Source organism: Thiomonas delicata, from assembly GCF_900088825.1.
GTDB lineage: Bacteria > Pseudomonadota > Gammaproteobacteria > Burkholderiales > Burkholderiaceae_C > Thiomonas_A > Thiomonas_A delicata.
Genome location: NZ_LT592171.1, coordinates 878,629 through 905,131 on the forward strand (window position 1 = coordinate 878,629; position 26,503 = coordinate 905,131).

The 26,503-nt window shown below is 63.6% G+C and carries 10 protein-coding genes; 7 read left to right on the forward strand and 3 right to left on the reverse strand.

Annotated features, from left to right (window positions below):
- The first annotated feature begins 6 nt into the window (after positions 1-6).
- From drmD to drmC, 6 genes are read left to right on the forward strand one after another with little or no spacing between them, the layout of a single operon-like run.
- Positions 7-3,147, forward strand: coding sequence for a DISARM system SNF2-like helicase DrmD (gene drmD, locus THIARS_RS13755; RefSeq protein WP_094162139.1), 3,141 nt, complete (start codon positions 7-9; stop codon positions 3,145-3,147).
- Complete coding sequence (locus tag THIARS_RS13760) at positions 3,144-7,415, forward strand: Eco57I restriction-modification methylase domain-containing protein (protein WP_094161381.1); 4,272 nt, start codon at positions 3,144-3,146, stop codon at positions 7,413-7,415. The genes drmD and THIARS_RS13760 overlap by 4 nt, the downstream gene beginning before the upstream one ends.
- Positions 7,415-9,289: a DUF4209 domain-containing protein gene (locus tag THIARS_RS13765; protein WP_094161382.1), complete on the forward strand. Its 1,875-nt coding sequence runs from the start codon at positions 7,415-7,417 to the stop codon at positions 9,287-9,289. Before THIARS_RS13760 ends, THIARS_RS13765 begins: the two co-directional genes overlap by 1 nt.
- Positions 9,282-13,316: a DISARM system helicase DrmA gene (drmA, locus tag THIARS_RS13770; protein ID WP_094161383.1), complete on the forward strand. Its 4,035-nt coding sequence runs from the start codon at positions 9,282-9,284 to the stop codon at positions 13,314-13,316. The genes THIARS_RS13765 and drmA overlap by 8 nt, the downstream gene beginning before the upstream one ends.
- 2 nt (positions 13,317-13,318) lie before the next feature.
- Positions 13,319-15,178, forward strand: a complete 1,860-nt coding sequence (gene drmB / locus THIARS_RS13775; protein ID WP_094161384.1) for a DUF1998 domain-containing protein — start codon at positions 13,319-13,321, stop codon at positions 15,176-15,178.
- A gap of 22 nt (positions 15,179-15,200) precedes the next feature.
- The gene (drmC, locus tag THIARS_RS13780; protein WP_245845993.1) at positions 15,201-15,941 is read left to right on the forward strand and encodes a DISARM system phospholipase D-like protein DrmC; all 741 of its coding nucleotides are present in this window, start codon (positions 15,201-15,203) and stop codon (positions 15,939-15,941) included.
- A gap of 35 nt (positions 15,942-15,976) precedes the next feature.
- Here drmC and THIARS_RS13785 read toward each other — a convergent pair whose 3' ends face one another.
- Positions 15,977-17,008, reverse strand: coding sequence for a site-specific integrase (locus tag THIARS_RS13785; RefSeq protein WP_094161386.1), 1,032 nt, complete (start codon positions 17,006-17,008; stop codon positions 15,977-15,979).
- A 227-nt stretch (positions 17,009-17,235) separates the two neighbouring features.
- Positions 17,236-19,026: an ABC transporter transmembrane domain-containing protein gene (locus THIARS_RS13790; RefSeq protein WP_094161387.1), complete on the reverse strand. Its 1,791-nt coding sequence runs from the start codon at positions 19,024-19,026 to the stop codon at positions 17,236-17,238.
- Between the two features lie 96 nt (positions 19,027-19,122).
- On the opposite strand from THIARS_RS13790, the gene uvrA reads away from it, so the two are divergent.
- Positions 19,123-24,831 carry an excinuclease ABC subunit UvrA gene (gene uvrA / locus THIARS_RS13795; RefSeq protein WP_094161388.1) on the forward strand — a complete coding sequence of 1,903 codons (5,709 nt, stop codon included), beginning with the start codon at positions 19,123-19,125 and terminating at the stop codon, positions 24,829-24,831.
- Here uvrA and THIARS_RS13800 read toward each other — a convergent pair.
- Complete coding sequence (locus tag THIARS_RS13800) at positions 24,813-26,105, reverse strand: sensor domain-containing diguanylate cyclase (RefSeq protein ID WP_094161389.1); 1,293 nt, start codon at positions 26,103-26,105, stop codon at positions 24,813-24,815. The two genes, uvrA and THIARS_RS13800, sit on opposite strands and share 19 nt — an antisense overlap.
- Positions 26,106-26,503 lie beyond the last annotated feature (398 nt).

Sequence of the window (26,503 nt, forward strand, 5' to 3'; positions counted from 1 at the left end):
GACCGCATGGAAATCTCGAACGATCAGAAGCACCAGACCTACCGTGCCTGTCCGGAGCCAGGTCAGCTGGTCGAGGTTCGCCGGCGCCAGTGGGTCGTGGCGGATGTCACTTCCTCAAAACTGGAATCGGCTTCGGCGTCGCAGAACTGCGTGACGCTTTCATCCATCGACGAGGACGGTCTCGGCGAGGAACTGGAGGTCATCTGGGAGATCGAACCCGGCGCACAAGTCATCGAGCGCGCGGGTCTGCCTTCCATCACCGGGCAGGACGACTCGGACACGCTCGAAGCATTCCTCGATGCCGTCCGTTGGGGCGCCGCCACTAATGCCGAAAGAGGTTTCTTGCAGGCGCCTTTCCGTAGTGGCGTCAGCATCGAGGACTTCCAGCTAGACCCGCTGGTTCGCGCCATCGACATGGCCCGCGTTAATCTGCTCATCGCTGACGACGTCGGCTTGGGCAAGACCATTGAGGCTGGGCTGGTCATCCAGGAGATGCTGCTGCGGCACCGCGCCCGTACCGTCTTGATCATCTGCCCAGCCTCTCTCCAGGAGAAATGGCGTGTCGAGATGCTAGAGAAGTTCGGCCTTGAGTTCCGCGTGGCCGACACCGCGTATATCAAACAACTGCGGCGCGAACGTGGCATCCATGCCAACCCGTGGACCTCCCACCCACGGCTCATCGCCTCAATGGACTGGGTCAAGAGTGGCGAGGGGCTTCGCGCCATGCGGGATGTGCTGCCACCTCACGCAGGCCATCCACGCAAGTTCGATCTCCTGGTCGTCGACGAAGCGCACAACATCGCCCCTGCAGCCGGGGCGCATTACGCGCTGGAGAGTCAGCGGACCCGTTTCATTCGCGCGATCAGCCCGCACTTCCAGCACCGCCTGTTCCTGACCGCGACGCCTCACAACGGCTACACGGAATCCTTTACCTCGCTGCTGGAATTGCTGGACGACCAGCGCTTCGCCCGCAACATCCTCCCAGACGAGAAGCAGTTGAGTCAGGTGATGATCCGTCGCCTGAAGAGTGATCTCGTCGATGCCGACGGCAAGCCGCTGTATGCCCAGCGCAAGCTGCAGGCGCTGGCGGTCCCTTACACGGCTGAGGAACGGGAGATCCACCAGAAGCTGAACGATTACTGCGCCAGTCGCGAAAAAGACGCAGAGAGGGCTGGTAGCACGTTCGGCACCTCGTTCGTCAACCAGCTACTCAAGAAGCGCCTGTTTTCGTCGCCCGCCGCGTTCGCTTCCACGCTTGAGAAGCACGTCGCCTCGCTGTCGAACGGCGCCAGCCCCAAGGCACAAGACGCCTTGGCCGATCGCATCCTGCGGAAAGCCATCCTGAAAGTGGATGAGGATTACGCCGACGATCAGGAGGTCGAGAACGCCCAGTCGGAGGCCGTCGAGGAGGCATCGCGTCGATCCCAGCCGCTGACACAGGAACAGCAACGGATGCTGGCCGACTTGCGGCAATGGGCGCAGCGCGCCAAGAACCAGACCGACTCCAAGGCCAGGGCCATCATCGATTGGCTCTCGGCCAACCTCAAGCCGGGCGGCCAGTGGAACGATCGCCGGGTGATCCTGTTCACCGAGTACCGCACCACCCACCAGTGGATGCACGAGATACTGGCCAGCCACGGCTTCGGCGGTGAACGTCTAGGCCTGCTCCATGGTGGCCTCACGCAGGATGAGCGCGAACCTATCAAAGCGGCCTTCCAGTCCTCGCCCAAGGATTCCCCCGTCCGCGTCCTGCTCGCGACCGATGCAGCCTCGGAAGGTATCGACCTGCAGAACCACTGCAATTGTCTCATCCATTTGGAGATTCCCTACAACCCGAACGTGATGGAGCAGCGTAATGGTCGTATCGACCGTCACGGTCAACGCGAGAAGGAAGTGCTGATCTGGCACCCGGTCGACGGCGGTGGGCAAGGCCATGCTACTGTGGGTGGCCATGGCGAGGACATCCTGCGTGCACTGCGCAAGCTGGAGTCGATGCGCGCCGACATGGGCAGCGTCAACCCGGTCATCGCGCCGCAAATGTCCGGCCTCATCGAAGGTTCGCTGAAGGATCTGGACACTCGCCTCGCGGAAGCCAAGATCGCCAAGGCTCGGCGCTTCGTCCGCGCCGAACGTGAGCTGAAAGAGCGCGTCGCCAAGCTCAACGAACGGCTTCTCTCCACTCAGCAGGATTTCCGTCTCACCCCCGATCACATCCAGATGGCGGTGAAGACCGGCCTCGCGCTGGCTGGCCGCCCACCACTGGAACCCTGCGCCCTCCCGGATGCTCCCCAAGGCAGCGTATTCAGGATGCCACCCCTCTCGGGGTCGTGGGCACGCTGTCTGGAGGGTTTGCGTCACCCGCATACCCAGCAGATACGCCCCATCACCTTCGATCACGCGGTGGCCAAGGGACGAGACGATGTCGTGCTGGTTCATCTGAATCATCGACTGGTGCAGATGTGCCTGCGTCTGTTGCGCGCCGAGGTCTGGGCGCAGGACGACGTGAAGAAACTGCATCGAGTCACCGTGCGCACCTTGCCGGATGGCAGCATCGAAGGCCCGGCCGTGGTCGTCATCTCACGATTGGTCATCACCGGCGGCAACCATCATCGACTCCATGAGGAGCTGACCGTCTCGGGCGGCTACCTGCGCGATCAGTCGTTCCGGCGCGAAGAGGGTGTCACGCGTATCCAGCAGTGGCTGGACGAGGCCCAGCCCACCACCGCGAGCGATGCGCTGTTCGATGCCCTCCGAGTACGCTTCGACCGAGCCCAGCCGGCCATCCTGCAAACGGTGGATGCCCGCTCCAAGGACAGACTCAAATTCTTGGCGAACACGCTGCAGAGCCGCAAGCAACAGGAGATCGACGACATCGGAACGGTACTAGACGAACTGGAAAAGGCGATCCAGAACGAGCTGAAGAAAGATCAACAACCCGAACAGCTCACGCTCTTCACCGAGGACGAGCGCACCCAACTCAGACGCGATACCGCTGCATTGGAGGCCCGCCTCGCACGTATACCCGCAGAAAGAATCCAAGAGATTCAAGCGATTGAGGCGCGCTACGCCAAGCTCGACGACCGCACCTTCCCGGTCGCGGTGATCTTTCTGGTTCCCGAATCCGCTGCAAAAGAGGGGGCGGCATGAGCGCCAACACCTTGCATCACGACTGGCTGGCGCTCATCGAGATCTCCGGCCCATTCCTCGCCGTCCCCGTGCTGACAGAGGCCTTCCCGCAAGGACTGGAAGAACTCAATGGGATCAGGCGCAAACGGCTGCGTCAGGCCTACGAGGAATGGCGCGAGGCGCAAGAAACGGAAGATCCGAAGTTCGGCGAGTTGCACGCGGTCTGGATCAACGAGGTCCTGTCGCGTAGCCTCGAACTCGACGAAGACGGTAAGGGCGACGTCCTGAAGCGCGCCGACTGGTGCACCGCCAATCTGAGTGTCAGCCTGCCCGAACACGGTGTAACGCTGGTTCCTGACCTCGCGGTGATTGACGAGCAACGGGGCAATAGACCCCTGATGCTCATCCACACCTACGGGCAGGACGTCGACCTCGACGCCACCCTGAAGCTGGACGGCTGGGCTGCTACACCTGCCGAACGCATGGTCCAACTCTGCCGCGCTACTGGCTGCCGCCTCGGGCTGGTGACAAACGGCGAACGCTGGATGCTGGTCGATGCACCAGTGGGTGCCGTGACCACCTTCGCCAGCTGGTACGCCCGCATCTGGGTTCAGGAACCCATCACCTTGCAGGCTTTCGTTCACCTGCTCGGCATTCGACGCTTCTTCGTCGATGAAGCAGAGCAACTGCCTGCGCTGTTCGACCGATCTTTGAAATATCAGGACGAGGTCACCGACGCACTCGGTGAGCAGGTTCGCCGCGCCGTCGAAGTGCTGATCCAGGCGCTCGACAAGGCCGACCAAGACCGCGACCGCGAACTGCTGCGTGACGTGAAGGAGCCAGAGCTCTACGAAGCAGCCCTGACGGTGATGATGCGACTCGTCTTCCTGCTCTCCGCCGAAGAACGAGGCCTGCTGCTCTTGGGCGACGAACGCTACGAGGCCAACTATGCGCTCTCGACCCTGCGCATGCAGCTGCGAAAGGAATCCGAGGAGATCCTTGAGCGCCGCTGGGATGCCTGGTCGCGCTTGCTGGCTATCTTCCGTGCCGTGTTCGGCGGTATTGAGCACGAGAACCTGCGCCTGCCCGCGCTGGGCGGTTCACTGTTCGACCCGGATCGTTTCCCCTTCCTTGAGGGTCGAGCCAAGGGTTCCAACTGGCGCACCGACACGGCCAAGCCGCTGCCGATCGACAACCGCACTGTGTTGCTGTTGCTTGAGGCCATCCAGCAGTTCCAGGGGCGGATACTTTCTTACCGCGCACTGGACGTCGAGCAGATCGGCTACGTCTACGAAGGCCTGCTGGAGCGGACCGTCAAGCGCACCAGCGAGGTCACGCTGGAACTGGACGGCACCAAGAGTGCCAAGAGTCCCTGGGTCAAGTTGGCCGAGCTGGAGTCCGCCAGACTGGAGGGTGCAGACCGACTTGCCGAACTGCTCCAGGAGCGCTCCGGCAGTTCCGTCAGCCGAGTGCGCAACGATCTGGCCAAGCCGGTCGACGACACGCTTGCCGATCGTCTGCTCGCCGCCTGCCACGGGGACGCCGGCCTGCGTGATCGCATCAAGCCGTTTGCCCACCTGGTGCGCACCGATCCATGGGGCTATCCGCTGATCTATCCCGCCGGAGCCTTCATCGTCACCACCGGTTCCGACCGGCGCGAAACCGGCACCCACTACACCCCGAAATCGCTGACCGAGGCCATCGTCACGGAGACGCTGACGCCGATCGCCTACATGGGGCCAGCCGATGGCACTCCTCGCGAACAATGGGTGTTGAAGTCTCCCGCCGAACTGCTCGACCTCAAGATCTGCGACCCGGCTATGGGCTCGGGCGCTTTCCTCGTGCAAGCCTGCCGCTGGTTGGCCGATCGCCTGGTTGAGGCTTGGTCACTGGCCGAAGCCAGCGGCAAGTCGGTCAGCGTCGATGGCGAAGTGCTGGACTCATCGGACACGAAGGAGCCACTGCCCCGCGACATTGAGGCCCGCACCGTAATCGCCCGCCGGCTGATCGCAGAGCGTTGCTTGTACGGCGTGGATCTGAACCCGCTGGCGGTCGAGCTCGCCAAGCTCTCGATCTGGTTGGTGACGCTGGCCAAGGGGCGTCCTTTCGGTTTCCTCGACCACAACCTGCGCTGCGGCGATAGTCTCCTCGGTATCCATCGTCTGGATCAACTCACGGAACTTTCGATGACGCCGTCCGGAAAGGGCCAGCAACGCCTGTTCGGGCAGAACATTGAGCGGGCGGTTCACGAGGCGATCGACTTGAGGCAACAGCTGCGCCGGATGCCGATCCGCGACATTCGTGACGTCGAGGCCATGGCGCGGCTGGATGCCGATGCACGTCAGAAGCTCGAAGTGCCGGAGCGTATCGCCGATGCGTTCATAGGGGAAGTGTTCGTTACGGGTGGTGCTGGCGCGGCGCTTGAGAATTCGCTGGCCTCGCTCTCAATCCAAGCCGGACAAGCCATTGAGGGTAACCAAGACTCTCTGGCTGCGATGCGCCGAGGAGCTGTCGCTGCTTTTTTGACAGATCTACCGGAGGGCAAGTCATCTCGTCGGCCATTCCACTGGCCCCTCGAATTTCCTGAAGTGTTCGCACGTGACGCCCAAGGTTTCGATGGCTTCGTCGGAAATCCACCGTTCAGCGGCGGACGCTGGATTGGACGTCGTTTTGGTCTGGCGTACCAAGAGTATTTGAAGCTGATACGCAATGGCGTCGTGGGTTCCCCCGACTTCTGCGTCTATTTCTATTTGCGGGCCTTCACATTGCTTGGGTCAAAGGGCTGCCTCGGCCTGTTGGCAACCAAGTCAATCACGGAAACTGGCTCCCGAGTGGTCTGCTTGGATCAGATCATCGGAATGGGCGGAACCGTTTATCGGGGATGCTCGCGCATGGCTTGGCCGGGCAACGCGGCCGTAGTTGTTTCGATTGCATGGGTTGCCCGCAAGGGCTGGCAAGGTCAGAGAATCCTGGACGACCGAGCGGTGTCCGCCATTAATGGTGCACTGGAAGAGGATTTCCAGATAAAGCGCCCAGTGAAGCTAAAGGCACTTAAGGGGCGGTTCTCGCAGGGACAAAATCTTCACGGAGTTGGGTTCGAGTTGACCGCCGACGAGCGTGCTCAAATGCTCGCAATTGATCCCAAGTCTATTGAAGTCATGCGCCCGCTATTTAATGGGCAAGACCTAAATGCCATGCCCGAACTGGCCCCCTACCGTTGGACGCTTTATTTCGACGACTGGCCAGAGGAAAAGGCACGCCAGTATCCTTTGGCGTTCAATCGCGTTGAGAGGCTTGTCAAGCCAATGCGTGATGCATTGACAGGGCAGATACATCAGAAGTGCTTCTGGAAATTTTGGGATTTGAGGCCAGGACTGATTCGAGAGGCGAGCCAGAACGAATTCTTTCTTGCTTCAGCGATGGTGACGAAATACGTCTGTTTTCGGCGGGTGCCAACACGAAACATCTACAACCATAAAACAATTGTCTATTTTTTCTACGATTGGTGGGAATTTGCGGTTTTGCAATCCAGTCTCCACTTGGAGTGGGCATATTGGAATTGCGGAACACTTGGTACTTCGACACTAAGCTACTCGACTTCAACTGCCTTGGAAACATGGCCAATGCCGATCCTTGATGGTGACGAAGAAATCGAGAATCTCGGTGAGCGTTATCACTCGCACCGTGAGTCGTTTATGGCAGAGGAAGCAATCGGCCTCACCCAGCTCTACAACCGCTTCCATGATCGGTCTGACACAGATCCCCGAATGGGAAGGATGCGAGTGTTGCATCGTGAAATCGACCTCGCAGTTGCTCGCGCCTACGGCTGGGACGACCTTGACTTGGAGCATGGCTTCCACGAAGTGCCGTACCTGCCAGAGAACGACCGCGTTCGCTTCACCCTCAGCGATCGTGCGCGCCTTGAAGTGCTGCGCCGCTTGTCGGAACTCAACCATCAGCGATACGAGGAAGAAGTCGCCCAAGGGCTACATGGAAATGCCGGGGCACGAACCCCGCGCCGTGCTGCCCGCGCCACGCTTACACAACCCTCCTTTGATTTCGACGCGGAAGCCGCGCCCACTGCCAATAGCGGGGCACCAGCCACAGCAATCCTTGATTTCCTGAGCGCGCATCAAGGCTGGCATGCCAAGGCGGACATCGTTACCGCTACCGGTATTGCGGACAGTCAATGGAATGTCTCGATCGCCGCGCTGATCTCTGACGGTAACGTCGAGCGCCAAGGGGAGCGACGAGGGGCACGATATCGCTTTGTCAAGGTGAGGCCGTGATGGAGAACGAACGCTACCCAGTAGATCTGACTGTCTCAGTCGATGACTTTGCTAACTGCGGCTGGAAGGAAGTGCTGGAGCAGATCTCCCGCGAAGGGTACTCGGCCATGTGGCAGGCGTTCTCCGCGGCTGCACGGACAGCCATGGACGAGGGTCGCAAAACGCATGGCAAGGTTCTCTGGTTATTGGCTGACGCCTGCTCAATGATGCTAGTGCCGTCGAGTCATAACGAACCCTTCAAACCCATCGCGGTGTTTCATGATCGCCGGTCTGTGATCCCGGACGACTTGACCGAATCGGATTTCGAATTCTTTAGTTTGGTCCTCGATTCGACTGATGACCTGTGGCTTAAGGCCCGCCTTGCAGATCTGTGCTGGTTGAAGCAAAAACCCAGGGTAGTAGATCATGCGCTGGCGGCCATCGATGCCTATCTCACCATTCCGCTGGACATTGAGACATGGGTTCGTGGGGGCAGGGAGTGTTGGGAGCGTGCTATCAGCCTGGCACGGATGCTGAAAGCCGGGGCTGGTGATCGTTTGCAGAAAATGGAGGCAGCGATTCTTGTCGCCTTCAATGCAGCGACACTCCGAGACGGCTTCCTGGGGCTATGGCTCGCTGATCTGCTGAAAACGAATGGTATGGCGCGGGAACGACGGATCGACGTCGCCAAACGTTTGGAATCCCTGGCCCGGGAGTTCGATGGCGAGGGTGATCTGCACCGTGCGCGTGAGTATTTCTCAGCGGCTTCCGACTGGTACAGGATCTCAGCGGATGAGTCGAAGGCAGCCGAAATGACCGTGTCCGTTGCCGAAGGGTGGGTAAAAGAGGCCATCGCTCGGACCTCATCAAGTGCCCCGAGTCACATGGTGGCTGCGAGCTTCTTCGAGAATGCGATTCAGACCTATCGGACGATTCCAGGAGCGGAACGCGCCGCACACCGAGTAGACGAGCGGATCGCCGAGCTACGGTCTCACCTCAACGACTCCGGTGAGAAGGCACTGGGCGAGATGGGCGTTATCAGCACGCCGGGTGTCGATATCTCCGATCTCGTGGAGAACGCGCGCAGGGCCGTCAGCGGCAAGTCGCCTATCGATGCATTGAAGGCGTTTGCCAACCTGCACCGAGGTGCGAAGGTGGATGAGCTGCGCAAGAGTGCCCTTGATCGGATGCGGGAGTTCCCCTTGCAATCCCTCTTCGCTGCGACGGTCATGAGCCGGGACGGAAGAGTCATCGCCAAACGCCCTGCCATGAGCCTAGGTGGCGAATTGACGGATTCCGACGAGCTCGCCATCCGAGCGGAAATGGTTCGAGACTACGGAATCTTCGTCAGCATCATCGTGCAGGGGGACGTTTGGCCCGCACTCGAGACGATGCTCCTGGAGCATCGCTTGCGCGAAGCGGATTTCGTAGGCCTGGCGCGCCAGTCTCCCATCGTGCCGAAGGGGCGAGAAGGGCTTTTTGGCAAGGCTCTGTTCCAAGGCTATGAGCGAGATTTCGTATCCGCGCTGCACCTGCTCATCCCACAGATCGAGCACATGGTGCGCTTTCACCTCAAACAGGCTGGTGCGAAGACTACGAATCTGGACAAGGATGGTGTCGAGAACGAGAACGGGCTGAGCACCTTGATGGATCTGCCTGAAGCGGAAACCGTTTTCGGCAAAGACCTGGCCTTCGAGCTGAAAACGCTTTTCTGCGATGCGTTCGGCCCGAATCTTCGTAACGAGCTTGCTCACGGCTTGCTCGACGAGGATGCCTGCCATTCACCATTTGCCATCTATGCATGGTGGTTTGGGTTGCGGCTTGTATTCAATGCCTGGTGGAACGCAGCACGCAAAGATGACACCACGGTCGAAGAGGAAGAAACCAATGGCTGACGAGAAAAGCACGAAAGCCCCCAACGCCTGGATCGCCATCAATCACGGCCTTGACACTGACCATAGGCTTGCGCCCTACATCCTGGTTCTGAAGGCTGACCGGTCCCTCTACCAGGCCATCGGGGAGGACGACTGGGTCCTGGTCCTGACGCCAGCGGGAGACATCACCCGTGTCGGGCGTGTGCTGCGGGTTCGTTCCGATCTCGCAACCACCACGCTCTATTTCGACCGATTGCTGTCGATCTCCGAACCCATCTCGATCAGCCTCACCGCACTCACAACCCCATCCTCTGGAAGCGTCGGTCGGGTCCAGTGGACGGATTTCGTCGAAGCCCTGCCCAAGGTACTGAACAAGACCATCGCCGAGGTGCCGACGATCGGCTCCGACGCCAGATCGCCTCAATACCAGCAAGAGCTCGCCTACATCCGCGAATTGCTGCAACTGGCCGTGATGGACGACCTGCTTGGCCCGGCTGGCGGCCCTCATGAGCGCATCGTCGACATGGGTGTACGGGATCGCTACCTGGTGGGCAAGCTTGCTCCACGCGAGGCGGCGCAAGGTGGTATTGAGGGGCTTGAGGGACCGCTGGCGAACGAAGAGGCCGAAGAGCCGACAGATCCGAAGGTTCCAGGCCAGCACGAACCTGGCGCGGAATTCGGCACGGCGACGGGGCGTGTAGAGCCCGAGTCCGACGCCACCGACGAGATTGATGCCGCCAGCAATCAATCGTTGGTGCCGAGCAGTCTGGGCATGACCTTCTGCGTGGATGGTGATGCCGAGCAGATCGAAGTCGAGGTGCACTGGGGACGCTACGAGCGCTGTGATGAGCACGAGATCTTCCGCACCCGCAAGAGCAAGGAGTCCGGCGCCGAGGAACAGACCAAGGCCAAGGTATGGCAACGCATCCCCTGTGGCGGCAAGTTGGTGTTGCCGCTCACCGAGGGCGTGATCCCTCATCAGGCGCCGGACAATACCTATCCCGAAGTGCGGGTGCAAGGCTCGGTGCGCGCCAAGAATGCGAATGGCGATCGCTTGGTGACGCTGTTCTTGGTCAACGCACAGGAGGAGCCCGACACCAACCGGGATACGGCCTGGGTCTTCCAGCCAGAGCTGATCGTTCGCGCTGAGCCAGAAGCTCCTAAGCGTGCAATATTCCGTCGCCGCCCCGTGCTGGATGCAGACGGTATGGACCCGGAGCGTGAGTCTCTGGAGATGATCTACCGAAACCGGGTTGAGTTCGCGGTCGGCCATGGCGTCGCCGTTCATGCAGAGACAGCGGATGACGTGACCCTGGCCACTGAGGTGCGGACCATCGTCATGCCGCAGTACGAGGTGCAGGTCACCGAGACACCGGGGCTGGACCCCGCCGACCGCCCCGCGATGAAGAAAATGGTGAGCAGTGGCCTGCTCGACATGCAGCGCCTCGCCACGCTGGACATTGATCCTTTGGTCGATGCCCTAAACCTGCTGACCAAGGATTACGGCGCATGGATTGACGAGCAGCGTGCGCGGGTCAGTGTCGACGTACTTGGCTACGCCGCGCAAGCACAGCAAGCGATGAATCGATGCCAGGAGATTCAAAAGCGTCTACAGCAGGGTATCGACACGCTGAAGAGCGATGAGAAAGCCCTGGCCGCCTTTCGGTTTGCCAACCTAGCAATGGCCACGCAGCGCGTGCGCAGCCAATACGCCCTTGAGGTCCGGCGCGGCAAGGACGTCACCGTCGAGCAGTTCGACGTTCTGAAGAACCGCAGCTGGCGCCCGTTCCAGCTGGCTTTCCTGCTGCTCTCGATCCCGTCACTGGCCGACCCAAGTCATCCGGATAGGGTGCAGCCCGTCGAATCCTATGCCGACCTGCTGTGGTTCCCCACCGGCGGCGGTAAGACCGAGGCCTACCTGGGTGTGGCCGCCTTCACCATGGCAATTCGGCGCATGCAGGGGAACCTGGGCGGCTACGACGGCTCGCGCGGTCTGGCAGTGATCATGCGTTACACCCTGCGTCTGCTCACACTTCAACAATTCCAGCGCGCCACCGCGCTGATCTGTGCCATGGAAGTCCTGCGGCGCGAGGCACTGGCCAAGGGCGACGAATCGCTCGGCACCGAACCCTTCACTATCGGACTGTGGGTGGGCAACAAGGTGACACCCGGAACGACCGAGGACAGTCATCGGGCCATTGAGGACATCCGCAACCCCGGCAAGTACAACGCCGGGTCGGCGTCTCCGGCGCAGTTGACCAGTTGTCCTTGGTGTGGCTCAGAGGTCGCGCCAGGCCGCGACGTGGAGGTCGACAAGGGCCGTGGACGCACTTTCGTCTACTGCGGAGACAAGAAGGGCCGCTGTGACTTCTCTAAAGGCAAGTCCAGCAAGCTACCCCACGCAGGCATCCCGGTGCTCGTCGTGGACGAGGAGATTTACCACCGTCCCCCGACGATGATGATCGCCACCGTGGACAAGTTCGCCATGATGGCGTGGCGCGGCCAGGTGCGCACGCTGTTCGGTCGAGTTGGCCAGGAATGCGAGCGACATGGCCTCCTATGGCAGGGTGCGGACTGCAATGGCAACCATCAGGCCGGAAAAGGACTGGCTGCCACCAAGGTCAAGAACATCAGCCCGATCCGCCCCCCGGACCTGATCATCCAGGACGAATTTCACCTGATCAGCGGACCGCTCGGAACCATGGTCGGCTTGTACGAGACGGCCGTGGACGAGCTGTGCAGTTGGAAGCTCGGGGAGCATTCCATCAAGCCGAAGATCATTGCCTCGACCGCGACGGTGCGCAAGGCGCGCGAACAGGTGAATAACGTCTTCATGCGCCGCGTGTCGGTATTTCCGCCGCACGGGTTGGACGTGGAGGACAACTACTTTTCGGTACAACGACCGATCAAGGAAAAACCGGGTCGGCGCTATCTCGGGGTCTGCTCACCTGGCAGTTCGCGACCCGCGATGCTGATCCGCGTCTACACAGCATTCCTGACCGCTGCTCAGGCACTGTTCGATCGTTTCGGCGAGGCTGCAGATCCGTACATGACCATGGTCGGTTACTTCAACTCGCTGCGTGAGTTGGGCGGCATGAAGCGTCTGGCCGAGGATGACGTGCAGACCCGTTCCTACCGGGTGCAGATGAGCATGGTGGAGCGGCCAGCATTGGCACAGCGCAGCGTCAGTAATATTCGCGAGCTGACGTCTCGGGTGTCCAGTCAGGACATTCCCAAGTACCTCGACAACCTTGAGGTGAAGTTCAAAGCCGAATACGACACTGCCACTGGCAAGTTTGTGACCAAGTGGCAAGAGGGTGACACCCGCGCGATCGACGTGGTGTTGGCGACCAACATGCTTTCGGTGGGCGTCGACGTCAATCGCTTGGGGCTCATGGCGGTGAATGGTCAGCCCAAGGGCACGGCGGAATACATCCAGGCCACCAGTCGTGTCGGCCGCTCTTTTCCCGGCTTGGTCTGCACCGTGCTCACCTGGGCACGGCCACGCGACCTTTCGCACTACGAGACCTTCGAGCATTACCACGCCACCTTCTACAAGCATGTCGAGGCGCAGTCGGTGACGCCCTTCTCGCCGCGCGCGATGGACCGTGGACTCACTGGCTCTTTGCTGAGCCTGATGCGACTTGAGAACGATGTATTCAGCCCCAACGAGGGTGCGGGCAAGCTGGACAAATCCGACCAGAGCGAGATCCTTGATGCCATCGACGTCCTGGTCAAGCGGGCATGGAATGTCAGCGAGCTGTCCAGCACGAAGAGCTTGGCAGAACAGGAGCTTAAGGAGCGCGCAGACGAGTGGGCCAAGGAGGTCAGCGTCCCGGGTCGAACGCTGGCTTATGAAAAGCGTGGGCCGAATGCGGCTACGACCAAGAATTTGATTGAGGCACCCGGCATCAAGCCATGGGACAACTGGACGGTGCCCATGTCAATGCGCGAGGTGGAGCCCGGCGTGCGTCTGATTATGAATACCAGCCACATAACGGACGACCACGCTTGGAAGCCTCGTCCTGCGACGAAGGATGAGGATTGAACATGACGACGACCAATAAGACGCCAGTCGGAGAAGTCAGACCCAGTCAGTTGCTCTGGACCTATGGGCCCGGGGCATTGATCGACCTGCCGAGCCTGTCGGTGGTGACGCTCGGGATCGACCGTTGGGAGAAGGATCGCTGCCAGCCGATCCAGGAGGCCAGACTGCTTGCCGCCGTAAGGAAGGTACTGGGCGGACAGGTCGAGAACCTGCGTATGCCGCCCTTCCAGAAGAGTGAGCTCGTCGACCCCTGGTCCGCTGAGGCCAATATTGGTGTTCCCGTCCGGCCATTCCCTCGCTGGATGCGCTGCGTGAAGTGCGGCCTGCTCTCGCCCTTTGATGCAGGACTGTTTGAGATCAAGGAGCACCGCTTCAGACCCGAACGAACCCGGTTCGTCCACAAAAGCTGCCGGGGCTCCAAGGGCGATCAACCCGCCAAGGACGCGGATGCCGTCCCCGCTCGTTTCCTGTTAGCGTGCCGCGATGGTCACCTCGACGACTTCCCTTGGCACTACTTCGTACACGGTGGCAACAGCTCATGCAAGGGCACGCTGCGATTCTTCGAGAGTGGCGCGTCGCTGCAGACTGAAAACCTCTGGGTGAAATGTGACGCGTGCGGTGCATCGCGAAGCATGGCGCACGCCTTTGGCAAGGCGGGGAAAGAGAACTTGCCGGCGTGCCGTGGACGTCACCCTCACCTTGATCACTTCGACAACGAGTGTGACGAAGATGCGCGCGCGGTTCTATTGGGCGCCACGAATAGCTGGTTCCCGATCACACTCTCGGCGCTCGCGATCCCTCAGACCAACGACCCGCTGAGTCAGCTTGTCCAGGACGGCTGGGAGTTCTTCGAAGAGCTGGAGTCCGAAGCCGAAGTGTCGGTGACGGTAAAGACGCTGAAGAAGGCCGGGGCTCTGCCAGGGATCGACAAATACCCGGCAGCGTCCATTTGGTCGGCCATCGAAGCGCACCGCAGCGGTGGCGGACAGGATGTCGTCGGTGAGGCTGATATCAAGGGCCCGGAGTGGGACGTGCTGACGGAGGCGAACCCTCCCACGGACTACCCACACTTCATGAGCAAGAAGGTCGGCACGCCGCCGGGCTTTGCGAACCAAATCAGCAGAGTGCTGCTCCTTGAGCGACTGCGCGAGGTCAATGCCTTGTTGGGTTTCACGCGGGTGGAGGCGCCCGAAGAGACGGGTGACCCGAACGATCGGCCCCAGATGGCCGACCTCTCGCGAGCCAAGCCGGATTGGGTTCCTGCGAACCAGGTCCATGGCGAAGGCATTTTCATGCAGTTCGACGAACAGGCGCTCGTGGCCTGGGAGGGGCTTCCTGCCGTCAAGCAGGTCGACAAGATGCTCCTGGGCGGCCACAGGGGATGGCGCAACTCACGCCATCTTGACCCGGATGAGGGCTACCCCGGTATTCGCTACGCCATGCTCCACACGCTCTCGCACCTGCTGATTCGTGAGCTGGCGCTGGAATGCGGTTACAACGCCGCGAGTATTCGCGAGCGAATCTATGCCGACATCTCGGGCGAAAACCCGCAGGCCGGCATTCTCATCTACACGGCGGCAGCCGACTCAGATGGGACGCTGGGCGGCCTCGTCGATCTCGGAAAACCAGAGAACCTCGGGCGCCTGCTGGAGCAAGCCTTGAACCGCTCGAAAATTTGCTCCTCGGACCCGCTCTGCTCCGAGCACGCCCCCCAAAAGGATAGATCACTCCACGCAGCCGCGTGCCATGCATGCAGCCTCGTCGCAGAGACATCGTGTGAGCGAGGAAATCGTTACCTTGATCGGTCATTGCTGGTGCCGACCTTGGAGCGTGTAGACGCAGCCTTCTTCAAGGGCTTGTGACGTGGAGAAGCTCTTGGACGCCGTGGCAGCCGTGGTCTGTCTGGTCTCTCCTGAGAAGGTTCAGGCGATCGCCAACCGGATTCGTCGGACCGATTTCACTATAGCAGCCGACTCGCTTTCGGGGGTGGTCGGCACGCCTGCTGCCGCTGGGGTAGTGCATCAGCTCGTCGATGCCTGGCGAACGACCGCTGTTAGCGCCGAAGAGCTTGCATCAATGCTGCTTGCCGCCGGCCATGTCTTCACCAAGGCAGCCAACCAGCAATCCACAGAACTCGTGTGGACAGGGCCGACGACGCCCTTCGTTTCGGCCCGTCGAACGGAACAGGCGTTGCTTCAGGTCATCAACGCCGCCAAGCAAACCCTGTTCATTACCAGTTTCGTTGCATACGACGTCTCGACCATCGTGAAGGCGCTGAATGCGGCAAGCGAACGCGGTGTGGTGATTTCCATGCTGCTTGAGTTATCCCAGGATCACGGCGGCAGCATCTCATTTGATGCGATAGGCAAGATGACCGCGCTGGTTCCCGCTGCGAGGCTCTATGCCTGGCGGGAAAAGGCCGATCCGTTCTCAGGCGGGCGTGTCCACGCCAAAGTCGCTGCCGCCGATGGCAGGGTGTGCTTCATCACCAGCGCAAATCTGACCGGGCATGCGATGGAGAAGAACATGGAGGCGGGGGTACTAATTTCTGGCGGGAGTATCCCTCAGCTAATGATGCAGCATCTTGATTCACTTGTCGGGATGAAATTCATTGCTCGGGTTTGAAATTGGAGGAGGCCGACAAGAAAGCGGGCCGGCAGTTACCCCAACTTTGCAGCCAGTTTCTCCGCCTCGATATGCGTGTATCGCCTGAGCATGGCTAGTGTCTTGTGCCCAGTCATGCTCGCCACTTCCATAATGCCAAGTCCCTTTTCGAATAGACAAGACGTCGCCTCATGTCGCAGATCGTGAAAACGTAAATTGGTAAGAAATGCCGGATCAGGTTTCTGATTTGCTTTGCCGCAGTCAGTTTCGTAGCTGCTTAGCGCACGCGCCTTGGTGCGTTGCCACGCCTTCTCAAAAGAGTCCTTGGATTTCCAGCCGAATACATGGCCGTCAAGACGACGCGGCAGGCTTCGCAACGCTTCCACGGCCTTACTGGACAGCGCGACTGTCCGGCTTTCACCGTTCTTCGTTTCGGGAAGATGCGCGATGCGGCGACTTAGATCAATGCGTGACCACTCCAAGCTGAACAGCTCGCCCAGGCGCATGCTGGTTTCAATCGCAAGAATGATGATTTGCCGCATGCCAACCGCACGGGATTCGGCGGCAGCCGGAAGAAGATATTCAAGTTCGCCAGGACGTAGTCGTCGATCCCTGGCTTTTGGCAACGCTGGTTTGCGGATGGCACGTGCAGGATTGCCTGACGGTAAGGGGATCGACAATTCCTTTTCTGCGAACGTGAACACGCTCGACAAGGCGTTGAGATGATGCACGACAGTCTGGCTAGACAGTCCATCTGCCAGCAAGGTGTCACGCCAGGTTGCGACATCGACAGAACGGATGGCCGAAAGGAAATATGCTCCGAATATCTCGGAAGCAACGCGTAACCGCTGCGCCTGGGTGGGGTCGAGGGTGCGAGCCCCTTTGAGCCGGTCAGCAACTTCTTTGAAGGTGATTTTCCCGGCCTCATTGACGGCCGCTGCGATGTTGCCGCGTTGAAGGTCTCGTTCGACTTCTCGCGCCCAAGCCTCGGCGTCTATTTTCAGGTCAAAGGTGCGACTAAGCGTCGGCGCGCCCTTGCGCCTGACTTGAGCCATCCACCCCGACTTACGCTGCTCAATGTAGGCCATGCAAAGCCCCTGAACGGGCAATTCCCACTGAATTCCCACAAATGATAGCCCATATTTTGAAGAATCTAGGAATTAAGCTGATCCCAATGGATCTTTATTTAGGCCTGTCACGCCGGGGGTCGCGGGTTCGAGTCCCGTCCACTCCGCCAAGCATTCAAGTCAACCGGGCCTGCGCGGCCCGGTTTTTTTTCGCCTTGACTTGGCGTCCTCAGCGTAGCGTGCCCGCTTCACTGCATGAACTGCAGGGAGGCGAGATTCGCGTACAGCCCGCCACGGGCCATGAGTTCAGCATGTGTGCCCATGTCGATGATGCGTCCGCGGTCCATCACCACGATGCGGTCGGCGCGCTGCACAGTGGCGAGTCGATGGGCGATGACGAGGGTGGTGCGCCCCTGCATGGCTTGTTCGAGCGCGGCCTGCACAGCCCGTTCGCTTTGCGCGTCGAGCGCGCTGGTGGCTTCGTCCAGCAACAGCAGCGGGGCGTTCTTCAGAATGGCGCGGGCGATGCTGATGCGCTGGCGCTGTCCGCCGGACAGGCGCACGCCGCGTTCGCCCAGATAGGTGTGGTAGCCCTGCGGCAGTTCGCGGATGAATCCGTCCGCCTGTGCCGCGCGGGCGGCCTCGATCACCTCGTGGTCGGTGGCCTCGGGCCGGCCGTAGCGGACGTTGTCCATCGCGCTGGCGGAAAAGATGACGGCGTCCTGCGGCACCAACCCGATGCGCCCGCGCAGTTCGGCCAGACTGGCGTGATCGGTGCGCACGCCGTCGACGCTCACCGCGCCGTGCTGCGCGTCATAGAAGCGCAGCAACAGTTGCAGCACCGTGGTCTTGCCCGCGCCGCTGGGACCGACGAGGGCGACGGTTTCGCCGGGCTCCATGCGCAGCGAAAAATCGTCCAGCGCCGGTTGCTCCGGGCGCGAGGGGTAGGTGAAGCGGACATGGGCGAATTGCACTGCCGATCCCCCGGGCGCGGGCGCCAGGGGCTGCGGCTGCAGCGGGTCGGTCACGGGCGAACGCTCCGCGAGCAGTTCCATCAGGCGCTCGGTGGCGCCCGCGGCGCGCAGCAGATCGCCGAAGACTTCGGCCAGGGTCGCGGCGGATCCGGCCACCAGGCCGATGTACAGCACGGTCTGACCCAGCGTGCCCGCGCTCATGCGGCCCTCGACCACGGCCACCGTGCCGAGATACAGGCCATAGATGAGCGCACCGAACAGCGCGACGATGACAAAGGCGGTCAGCAAGGCGCGCATGCGGCTGCGCCGCACGGCCGTGGCGAAGGCGGCCTCGGCGGCGTCGCGAAAGCGGCGGGCTTCGTCCGCTTCGCGCGTGTAGCTCTGCACCGTCGGCACAGCGTTGAGAACCTCGGCGGCGATGGCGCTGGAGTCGGCGACCCGGTCCTGGCTGGCGCGCGACAATCGCCGCACCCGCCGGCCGATGGCCACGGCGGGCAGCACCACGAGCAGGATGACGGCCACGACGGTGAGCATCAGGCGCGGGCTGGTGGCCACCAGCATGACCATGCCGCCCAGGAACACCACGGCATTGCGCAGCCCCATCGACAGGCTGGACCCCACGACGGTCTGCACCAGGGTGGTGTCGGTCGTCAGGCGCGACAGCACCTCGCCGGTCTGCGTGCTTTCGAAGAACTGCGGGCTTTGCCCCAGCACATGGGCGTAGACCCGGCTGCGCAGATCGGCCGTGACCCGCTCGCCCAGCCAGCTCACCATGTAGTAGCGCGCCGCCGAGAAAAGGCCCAGCAGCACGGCGAGCCCGAAGAGCCCGGCGAAATGGATGCCCAGGGCTGCGCCCTTGCCGCCGGCGGCCGGATGGAGCAGGCCGCCGTCGATCAGCCAGCGCAGTGCGAGCGGGAAGCTCAGGGTGCTGCCCGCGGCGAGCAGCAGGAACAGCAAGGCAAGCGCGATGCGGGCGCGATACGGGCGCAGGAAAGGCAGCAACTGGCGCAGCGAGCCCAGGGTGCGCTTGCCGGCCAGGGCGGGGAAGGATGGGGTATCGGCCATGCCGCATCCTAGCCCGTGCCTGTCGCCGGCGACGGATGCCAGCCATCAATTCCCCAGCCCAGCCGGCTCACGCGGCGGCTGCGTATAGTGCTGTGCATGACCGCACGCGACCCCATTGACCCCGTCCAAGACCTTGCCGCCATCCAGATCCAGGGGGCGCGGCAGAACAATCTGAAGAACCTCGATCTGGACATCCCGCTCGGGCAGATCGTCGTCGTCACCGGAGTCTCGGGGTCCGGCAAGAGTTCGCTCGTGTTCGACACCGTCTATGCCGAAGGCCAGCGGCGCTATGTCGAGACCTTCTCGCCCTACGCGCGTCAATTCCTCGACCGCATGGACCGGCCGCAGGTCGACCGCATCGGCGGCATTCTGCCGGCCATCGCCATCGACCAGACCAACCCGGTGCGCACCTCGCGCTCCACGGTGGGGACGATGACCGAACTGGCCGACCATCTCAAGCTGCTCTACGCCCGCAGCGCCCGCCTGTTCTGCCGGCAATGCGGGCAGGCGGTGCGGCGCGACAGCACAGCCAGCATCGCCGCCGATGTGTTCGCGCGCGCGGCGGCGGGCGACCCGCGCCTGGTGTTGACCTTCCCGGTGCGCATCCCCGCCGGCTTGCCCGAAACCGACGTGTTGCAGGGGCTCGCGGCGCAGGGCTACACACGCATCCACGTTCGCGACGATGCGGTCCTGCACGTCGTGCAGGACCGTTTTCGCGCCGGCAACATCGAGGCCGCGCGCCTGGCCGAGGCCCTGGAATCGGCGCTGCGCCTGGGCGGTGGGCGCACCGCGGTGTGGCCGCTTGCGGAGGGCCATGTCGGCACCGAGACCGCCGCGCCGGCGTGGCGCTATTCGTCCGACCTGCACTGCGCGCATTGCGACATCGCCTACCGCGATCCCAGCCCGGGCTTGTTCAGTTTCAACTCGCCGGTGGGCGCCTGCGACACCTGCCGCGGCTTTGGCCGCACGCTGGGGGTCGACTGGGGCCTCGTGATTCCCGATGCGCGCAAGAGCCTCGGCCAGGGCGCCGTCAAGCCCTGGCAGACCGCCAGTTTCAAGGACGCGCAGAAGGACCTGGAGCGTCACGCCCCCGGGGCCGGCGTGCGCCTGGACGTGCCCTGGGGCGAACTGACCCAGGCCGAACGCGACTGGGTGATCGAGGGCGACCCGGGCTGGAAGGGGCAGTGGGAGAAGCAGTACTACGGCGTGCGCCGTTTTTTCGACTGGCTGGAAACCCGCACCTACAAGATGCATGTGCGCGTGCTGCTGTCCAAGTACCGCAGCAGCAGCCTGTGCCCGGCCTGCGGTGGTGCGCGCCTCAAGCCCGAGGGCTTGTTGTGGCGCGTCGGAAGCCGCGAGGCGGCGGATGCCGCCCTGGCGGGCCGCCCGCGCTTTCGCCCCGCGGGCGCGACGTGGGGCGAGCCCGCCATGCAGGCCATGCCGGGGCTGTGTCTGCATGACGTGATGCAACTGCCGGTGGCGCGTGCGCAGGATTTCTTCACCACGCTGGAGCACGAGCCGGGAGCCGATTCCGCGACCCGGCTGCTGCTCGACGAGATCCGCGCCCGCCTGCGCTATCTGCTGGACGTGGGACTGGGCTACCTGACGCTCGACCGGCAGTCGCGCACGCTTTCGGGCGGCGAGGTGCAGCGCATCAACCTCACCACCGCGCTCGGCACTTCGCTCACTCAGACCCTTTTCGTGCTCGACGAGCCGTCCATCGGCCTGCACCCGCGCGACCTGCATCGCCTGAATGGCGTGATGCGGGGCCTGAAGGACGCCGGCAATTCGCTGCTGGTGGTCGAGCACGACCCGCAGGTGATGCTCGCGGCCGACCATCTGATCGAACTCGGGCCCGGCGCCGGCGAACACGGCGGCGAGCTCGTGTTCCAGGGCGACCTCGCCGGCTTGCGCCTGGCGAACACCCTCACCGGAGCCTATCTGCGCGGCGAGCGGCGGGTGCAACCCGACCGTGCCCCGCGCCGCCCGAGCGAGGACGCGACGGGTCGGCTCACCGCGCCCAGGCTCATCCTGGAAGGCGCGCGGGAACACAACCTGCGCGGGGTCACCGCCGAATTTCCGCTGCGTGCCATGGTGGCCGTCACCGGCGTATCGGGCTGCGGCAAGTCCACCTTGGTGGGCGATGTGCTGTACCCGGCGCTGGCGCGCGCGCTCGGCAAAACCGCGCCCGAGCCCGGCCTTCACGACCGCCTGCTGGGCGCCGAGCAGGTGGCCGACGTGGTGTTCGTCGACCAGTCGTCCATGGGCAAGACGGCGCGTTCCAACCCGGTGAGCTTCGTCGGTGCCTTCGACGCCCTGCGCAAGCGCTTCGCCGCGCTGCCGGCGGCGCAGCAGCGCGGTTACACCGCGGGAACATTCAGCTTCAACAGCGGCGAGGGCCGTTGTCCGACCTGCGGGGGTTCGGGCTTCGAACACGTGGAGATGCAGTTTCTCTCCGACGTCTATCTGCGCTGTCCCGACTGCGACGGCAGGCGCTACCGCGCCGAGGTGCTGGAGTTGAAGTTGACGCTGGCCGACGGCAGAAAGTTGAACATCGCCGACGTGCTCGAACTCACGGTGGCCGAGGCGCTGGCGGTTTTCGCATCCGATCGCGACCTGATGCCGGGGCTCAAGGCGCTGCAGGCTGTCGGCCTCGATTACCTGCGCCTGGGCCAGCCCACGCCCACGCTGTCGGGCGGCGAGGCCCAGCGGCTCAAGCTCGCGGCCTTTCTGGCCGAAGCCCGCAAGACGGCCGGGCGCGGCGCGCGCAAGGGCAGTCTCTATCTGCTGGACGAACCCACCACCGGCCTGCACTTCGACGACATTGCCAAGCTGCTGCGGGCCCTGCACGAATTGGTGGACGCCGGCAACAGCGTGGTGCTGATCGAGCACAACCTGGACGTGATCGCCGCGGCCGACTGGGTCATCGACCTCGGCCCCGAGGGGGGCGACGCCGGCGGCCAGATCCTGGTCGCCGGCACGCCGGCGGTGGTCGAAGCTTGCGCGGCATCGCATACCGGACGGGCGCTGGCGGCGTATCGCGGGCAGGTGGGAGCGGGCGTCATGCACGGCCTTCTCCCCGCTCCGGCACAACCCTACGCCAGCAACGATGCGCAAATCATGCAGGCCGCCGAGGAGACAGGCGCCTATCTCGCGCAAGCCATGCGGCGCGGCCGCGAGGGTTTCATCGCCATACGCCACGCGCGCGAGCACAACCTCAAGAACATCGACGTGGACCTGCCGCGCGGCAGCATGACGGTGATTACCGGGGTGTCCGGGTCCGGCAAGAGTTCGCTGGCGTTCGACGTGCTGTTCAGCGAGGGGCAGCGGCGCTATCTGGAGTCGATCAACGCCTACGCCCGCCAGTTCGTGCAGCCGCCGCCGCGGCCCGACGTCGACGCCATCTTCGGCATCCCGCCCACGGTGGCCATCGCCCAGCGCACCAGCCGCGGCGGGCGCAAGAGCACGGTGGGCACGCTGACCGAAACCCACCAGTTCATGCGCCTGATCTATGCCAAGCTCGGCACGCAGTACTGCCCGGACTGCGCCGTGCCCATCGCTCCGCAGAGCGAGGACGCCATCGTCGCCCAGCTCATGCGCGAGCTGCGCGACCAGCGCGTCGGCCTGATGGCTCCGCTGGTGGTGCAGCGCAAGGGGGTGTACACCGAACTTGCGCAGTGGGCCGCCAAGCGCGGACACACGCATCTCTGGGTGGACGGCCTGTTCCTGCCTACCGACCCCTGGCCGCGTCCGGACCGGTTCCGCGAGCACGACATCTCCGTGCCTTTGGGTGAAGTGCAGCTGGCACCCGAGGACGAGGCGCGTTTGCGTGGCCTGGTGCGCGAAGCCGTGCAACTCGGCAAGGGCGTGGTGCAGGTGGTGTGGCCGCTGGACGCGCTGCACCGCGCGATGGCCGCGGGCGACGTGGTCGGCGCGCATGCCGGGCTCAAGCTGCGCCAGTTCAGCACACGCCGCGCCTGTCCGGTGTGCGCGCGCAGCTTCCCGGAGTTGGACCCGCGCCAGTTTTCCTACAACTCATCGGCCGGCTGGTGTCCGACCTGTTTCGGCACCGGCCAGCATCTGCCCGGCTTCAGCGCCGAGCAAAGCGGGGAGGAGGGCGCCTGGCGCGAGGCGGGGGCGGATGGTGCCGAGGATCAGCCATGCCCCGACTGCGGCGGTGCGCGCCTGAATGCCGTGTCGCGCGCAGTGCGTTTCCGCGATCTATCGATCACCCAGCTCGCCGCCATGCCGGTGAACCGCGCGCGCGACTGGTTCGATGCCCTCGTGCCCGACGCGCGCGAGCAGGCCGTGGCGCGCGACGTGCTGACGGAAATCGGCGCCCGGCTGACCTTCCTGCAGCGCGTGGGGCTGGGTTATCTGGCGCTGGACCGCGCAGCGCCCACGCTGTCGGGCGGCGAGGCGCAGCGCATCCGCCTCGCGGCGCAGCTCGGCAGCAATCTGCGCGGCGTGGCCTACGTGCTCGACGAACCGACCATCGGCCTGCACCCGCGCGACAACATGCGCCTGCTGGATGCGCTGGACGCCTTGCGCGCGCGCGGCAACACCCTGGTGGTGGTCGAGCACGACGAGGACACCATGCGCCGCGCCGACGCCATCCTCGACATCGGCCCCGGCGCCGGCAGTCAGGGCGGCCAGGTGGTGGCGCAGGGCAGCCTGGCGGAATTGATGCGTCATCCCGAGTCCCTCACCGCGCGCTATCTGCGCGAGCCCCTGCGCCACCCGCTGCGGCCGCGGCCACAGACCACGCCGGCCACCGCGGCGCTGGAGGTGTATGGCGCGCATCTCCACAACCTGCACGATGTCGACGTGCGTTTCCCGCTCGCGCGGCTGTCGGTGATCACCGGCGTGTCGGGGTCGGGCAAGTCCAGCCTCGCGCGTGGCGTGCTCTACGCCAGCAGCCGTGCCCTGCTGGCTGGCGAAGGCGCTCCGGTCGGCTGCAGGGCATTGCTGGGCCTGGGCGCCGTGGAGCGGGTGCTGGAGGTGGACCAGACGCCCATCGGCAAGACTCCGCGCTCCTGTCCCGCCACCTATGTCGGCATTTGGGACGACATTCGCCGCCTGTTCGCCGACGCCACCGAGGCGCGCATGCGCGGTTTCGCCGCCGGCCGTTTCTCCTTCAACACGGGCCCGGGACGCTGCCCGACCTGCGATGGCCAGGGCGCGGTGCGGGTGGAAATGAACTTCCTGCCCGACGTGATTCAGCCTTGCGACGATTGCGCCGGCCTGCGCTTCAACCCGGAAACCCTGCAGGTGAAGCTGCGCGGCCAAAGTGCGGGCGACGTGCTGAACATGAGCGTGGATGCGGCGCTGGCGTTCTTTTCGGCGCATCCCCGCATCACGCGCGCCTTGCAGCTGCTGCAGGACGTGGGCCTGGGCTATCTGCGTCTGGGCCAGCCCAGCCCGCAGTTGTCCGGCGGCGAGGCGCAGCGCCTGAAGCTCGTCACCGAGCTGGCCACAGCCGCCGCGCGACCGACGCTTTACGTGCTCGACGAGCCCACGGTCGGCCTGCACATGGCCGACGTCGGGAAGCTCATCCTCGTGCTGCTGCGCCTGGCCGACGCCGGGCACACGGTCGTGGTGGTCGAGCACAACCTGGACGTGATGGCCTCGGCCGACTGGATCGTCGATCTCGGTCCGGAGGGCGGTACGGAGGGCGGCCGGCTGGTGCATCAGGGGCCGCCGATGGACTATGCGGCCGAGCGAGGCGCTGCGGGACACACGGCGCGAGCGCTCGGCGCCTTCCTGCGTGAGCGCTCGCGCGCGAATCAGCCGACCGGCGCGTAGAGCCGGATGCCGCTGCCGCCGCCGGCCTTGGCCAGGTACATGGCCTCATCGGCCTGACGCCGCAGGGTGTTGGCGTCCTGGGCGTGGCCGGGGAACAGGGCCACGCCGACGGAGGCATAGGCCAGGTCCGACAAGCCGGTGGCGTCGAACGCCGTCTGCACGCGTTCCAGCAAGGCCTGGGCCCGCTGGCCGGCCGCTTCGGGCTGGATGCCGGTGAGCAGCACGGCGAATTCGTCCCCGCCCATGCGCCCGGCGATGTCGCCCGGGGTGAGGAAGGCCAGGAGTTCCTGCCCCGCGGCCTGCAGCAGGCGGTCGCCCTGGGCATGGCCGTGGCGGTCGTTGACCTGCTTGAAGCGGTCGAGGTCGATGAACAGCAGCGCCGCCGTCTGCCTGCGCTCGGCCAGACCGGCGATGCGGGTGGGCAACTGGTCCAGGAAGGCGCGTCGGTTGTACAAGCCGGTGAGGCCGTCGCGTTCGGCGAGTTCGCGCATGCGCTGTTCGGCGGCGCGGCGGGCGCGAATGTCGCGCACCAGGGTCATGCGCAGGGTTTCGCCGTCGAATTGCACATTGCGCCCGAGCACTTCCACGGGGATGTCGTAGCCCTCGCTGTGCCGCAGCGCGATCTCGTAAGGCCTGCCCTCGACTCCCTTGCTGATGTGGCCGATCACGATATCGCGGTCGTCCGGGCTGACGAAGCCGATCGAGGGGCGCCCGATGACGTCTTCGGCGGCATGTCCCAGCAAGCGCGTGAGGGCCGGGTTGATGTCCACGATGATGCCGGCGCGCTGAAACACGATGCCCTCGGTGCTCGCATCCATGAAACGGTGGAGCCTCGCCATCGCCTCGTGCGCCATGCGCGCGGTGGCGCGAAAGCGCGTGATCTCGTGCATCAGCAGGCACAGTTCCCGCGCTGCGCCGCGATTCGCGTACCGCACCAGGTTCACGTCGAAATCGCGCATCTGGCCATCCCGTGTGCGCAGGCCCAGGTCGACGATGCGTCCGCCGGCGCCATCCGGCGCGTCACGCTGCAGATGAGGTTCGATTTGCGCGAAGGTGGCGGGCTCGAAGATGTGCGGCAAGGCGAGGCCGATCATGGCCCCAGGGCTGGTCCCGAACAGGGCGGCGAAGGCGGTGTTGGCTTCGGTGCAGCGCTGGGTGGCGATGTTGAAACAGGCCATCGGGGTGGAGGATTGCCTGGCCACGGCGCCCATGCGTTCGCCGCCGGCTTGATCGGCCGGCACGGCATCGTCCTGTGTCGTTGTCGCTTCGGACATCCCCCACCCTCCCTATATCGGTCAGGGATCTCCGCCCCTGATACTCCAATTTGTATTCTGGGCGAGCCAGCATGCGGCGTGCGGCCTGGGAGATTCAAATAAGCGGGGAAAGCGTGAAGAATCGCACGAAACTTCGATCCCATTGCATCGAAGGAGGTTTGGTCAAGGTCCGTGGACCGGTATTCCCGGGCCGGTGCGGCGTGGCGTTCGAGGTTCGGCCCGAAGCCCGTTGAACGCCGCTGTTTTCCGTACATCGTGCAGCGAATCTTGCATTTCGAGACGGTGCCTTGTCACGGATTTGTCACGAGGAATTTGCACCATCGACGCAAACAAGACGAAGGGCTCGCGACGCTGCGCGCCCGCCTGCGCAAGGCCCGAATCAAGGAGGCATTTCACCG

Coding starts and splice junctions, on each gene's coding strand:
- drmB (WP_094161384.1), top strand. CDS start 13,319: ATGACGACGACCAATAAGACGCCAGTCGGAGAAGTCAGACCCAGTCAG.
- THIARS_RS13765 (WP_094161382.1), top strand. CDS start 7,415: ATGGAGAACGAACGCTACCCAGTAGATCTGACTGTCTCAGTCGATGAC.
- THIARS_RS13800 (WP_094161389.1), bottom strand. CDS start 26,105: ATGTCCGAAGCGACAACGACACAGGACGATGCCGTGCCGGCCGATCAA.
- uvrA (WP_094161388.1), top strand. CDS start 19,123: ATGACCGCACGCGACCCCATTGACCCCGTCCAAGACCTTGCCGCCATC.
- drmA (WP_094161383.1), top strand. CDS start 9,282: ATGGCTGACGAGAAAAGCACGAAAGCCCCCAACGCCTGGATCGCCATC.
- THIARS_RS13760 (WP_094161381.1), top strand. CDS start 3,144: ATGAGCGCCAACACCTTGCATCACGACTGGCTGGCGCTCATCGAGATC.
- drmD (WP_094162139.1), top strand. CDS start 7: ATGGAAATCTCGAACGATCAGAAGCACCAGACCTACCGTGCCTGTCCG.
- THIARS_RS13790 (WP_094161387.1), bottom strand. CDS start 19,026: ATGGCCGATACCCCATCCTTCCCCGCCCTGGCCGGCAAGCGCACCCTG.
- THIARS_RS13785 (WP_094161386.1), bottom strand. CDS start 17,008: ATGGCCTACATTGAGCAGCGTAAGTCGGGGTGGATGGCTCAAGTCAGG.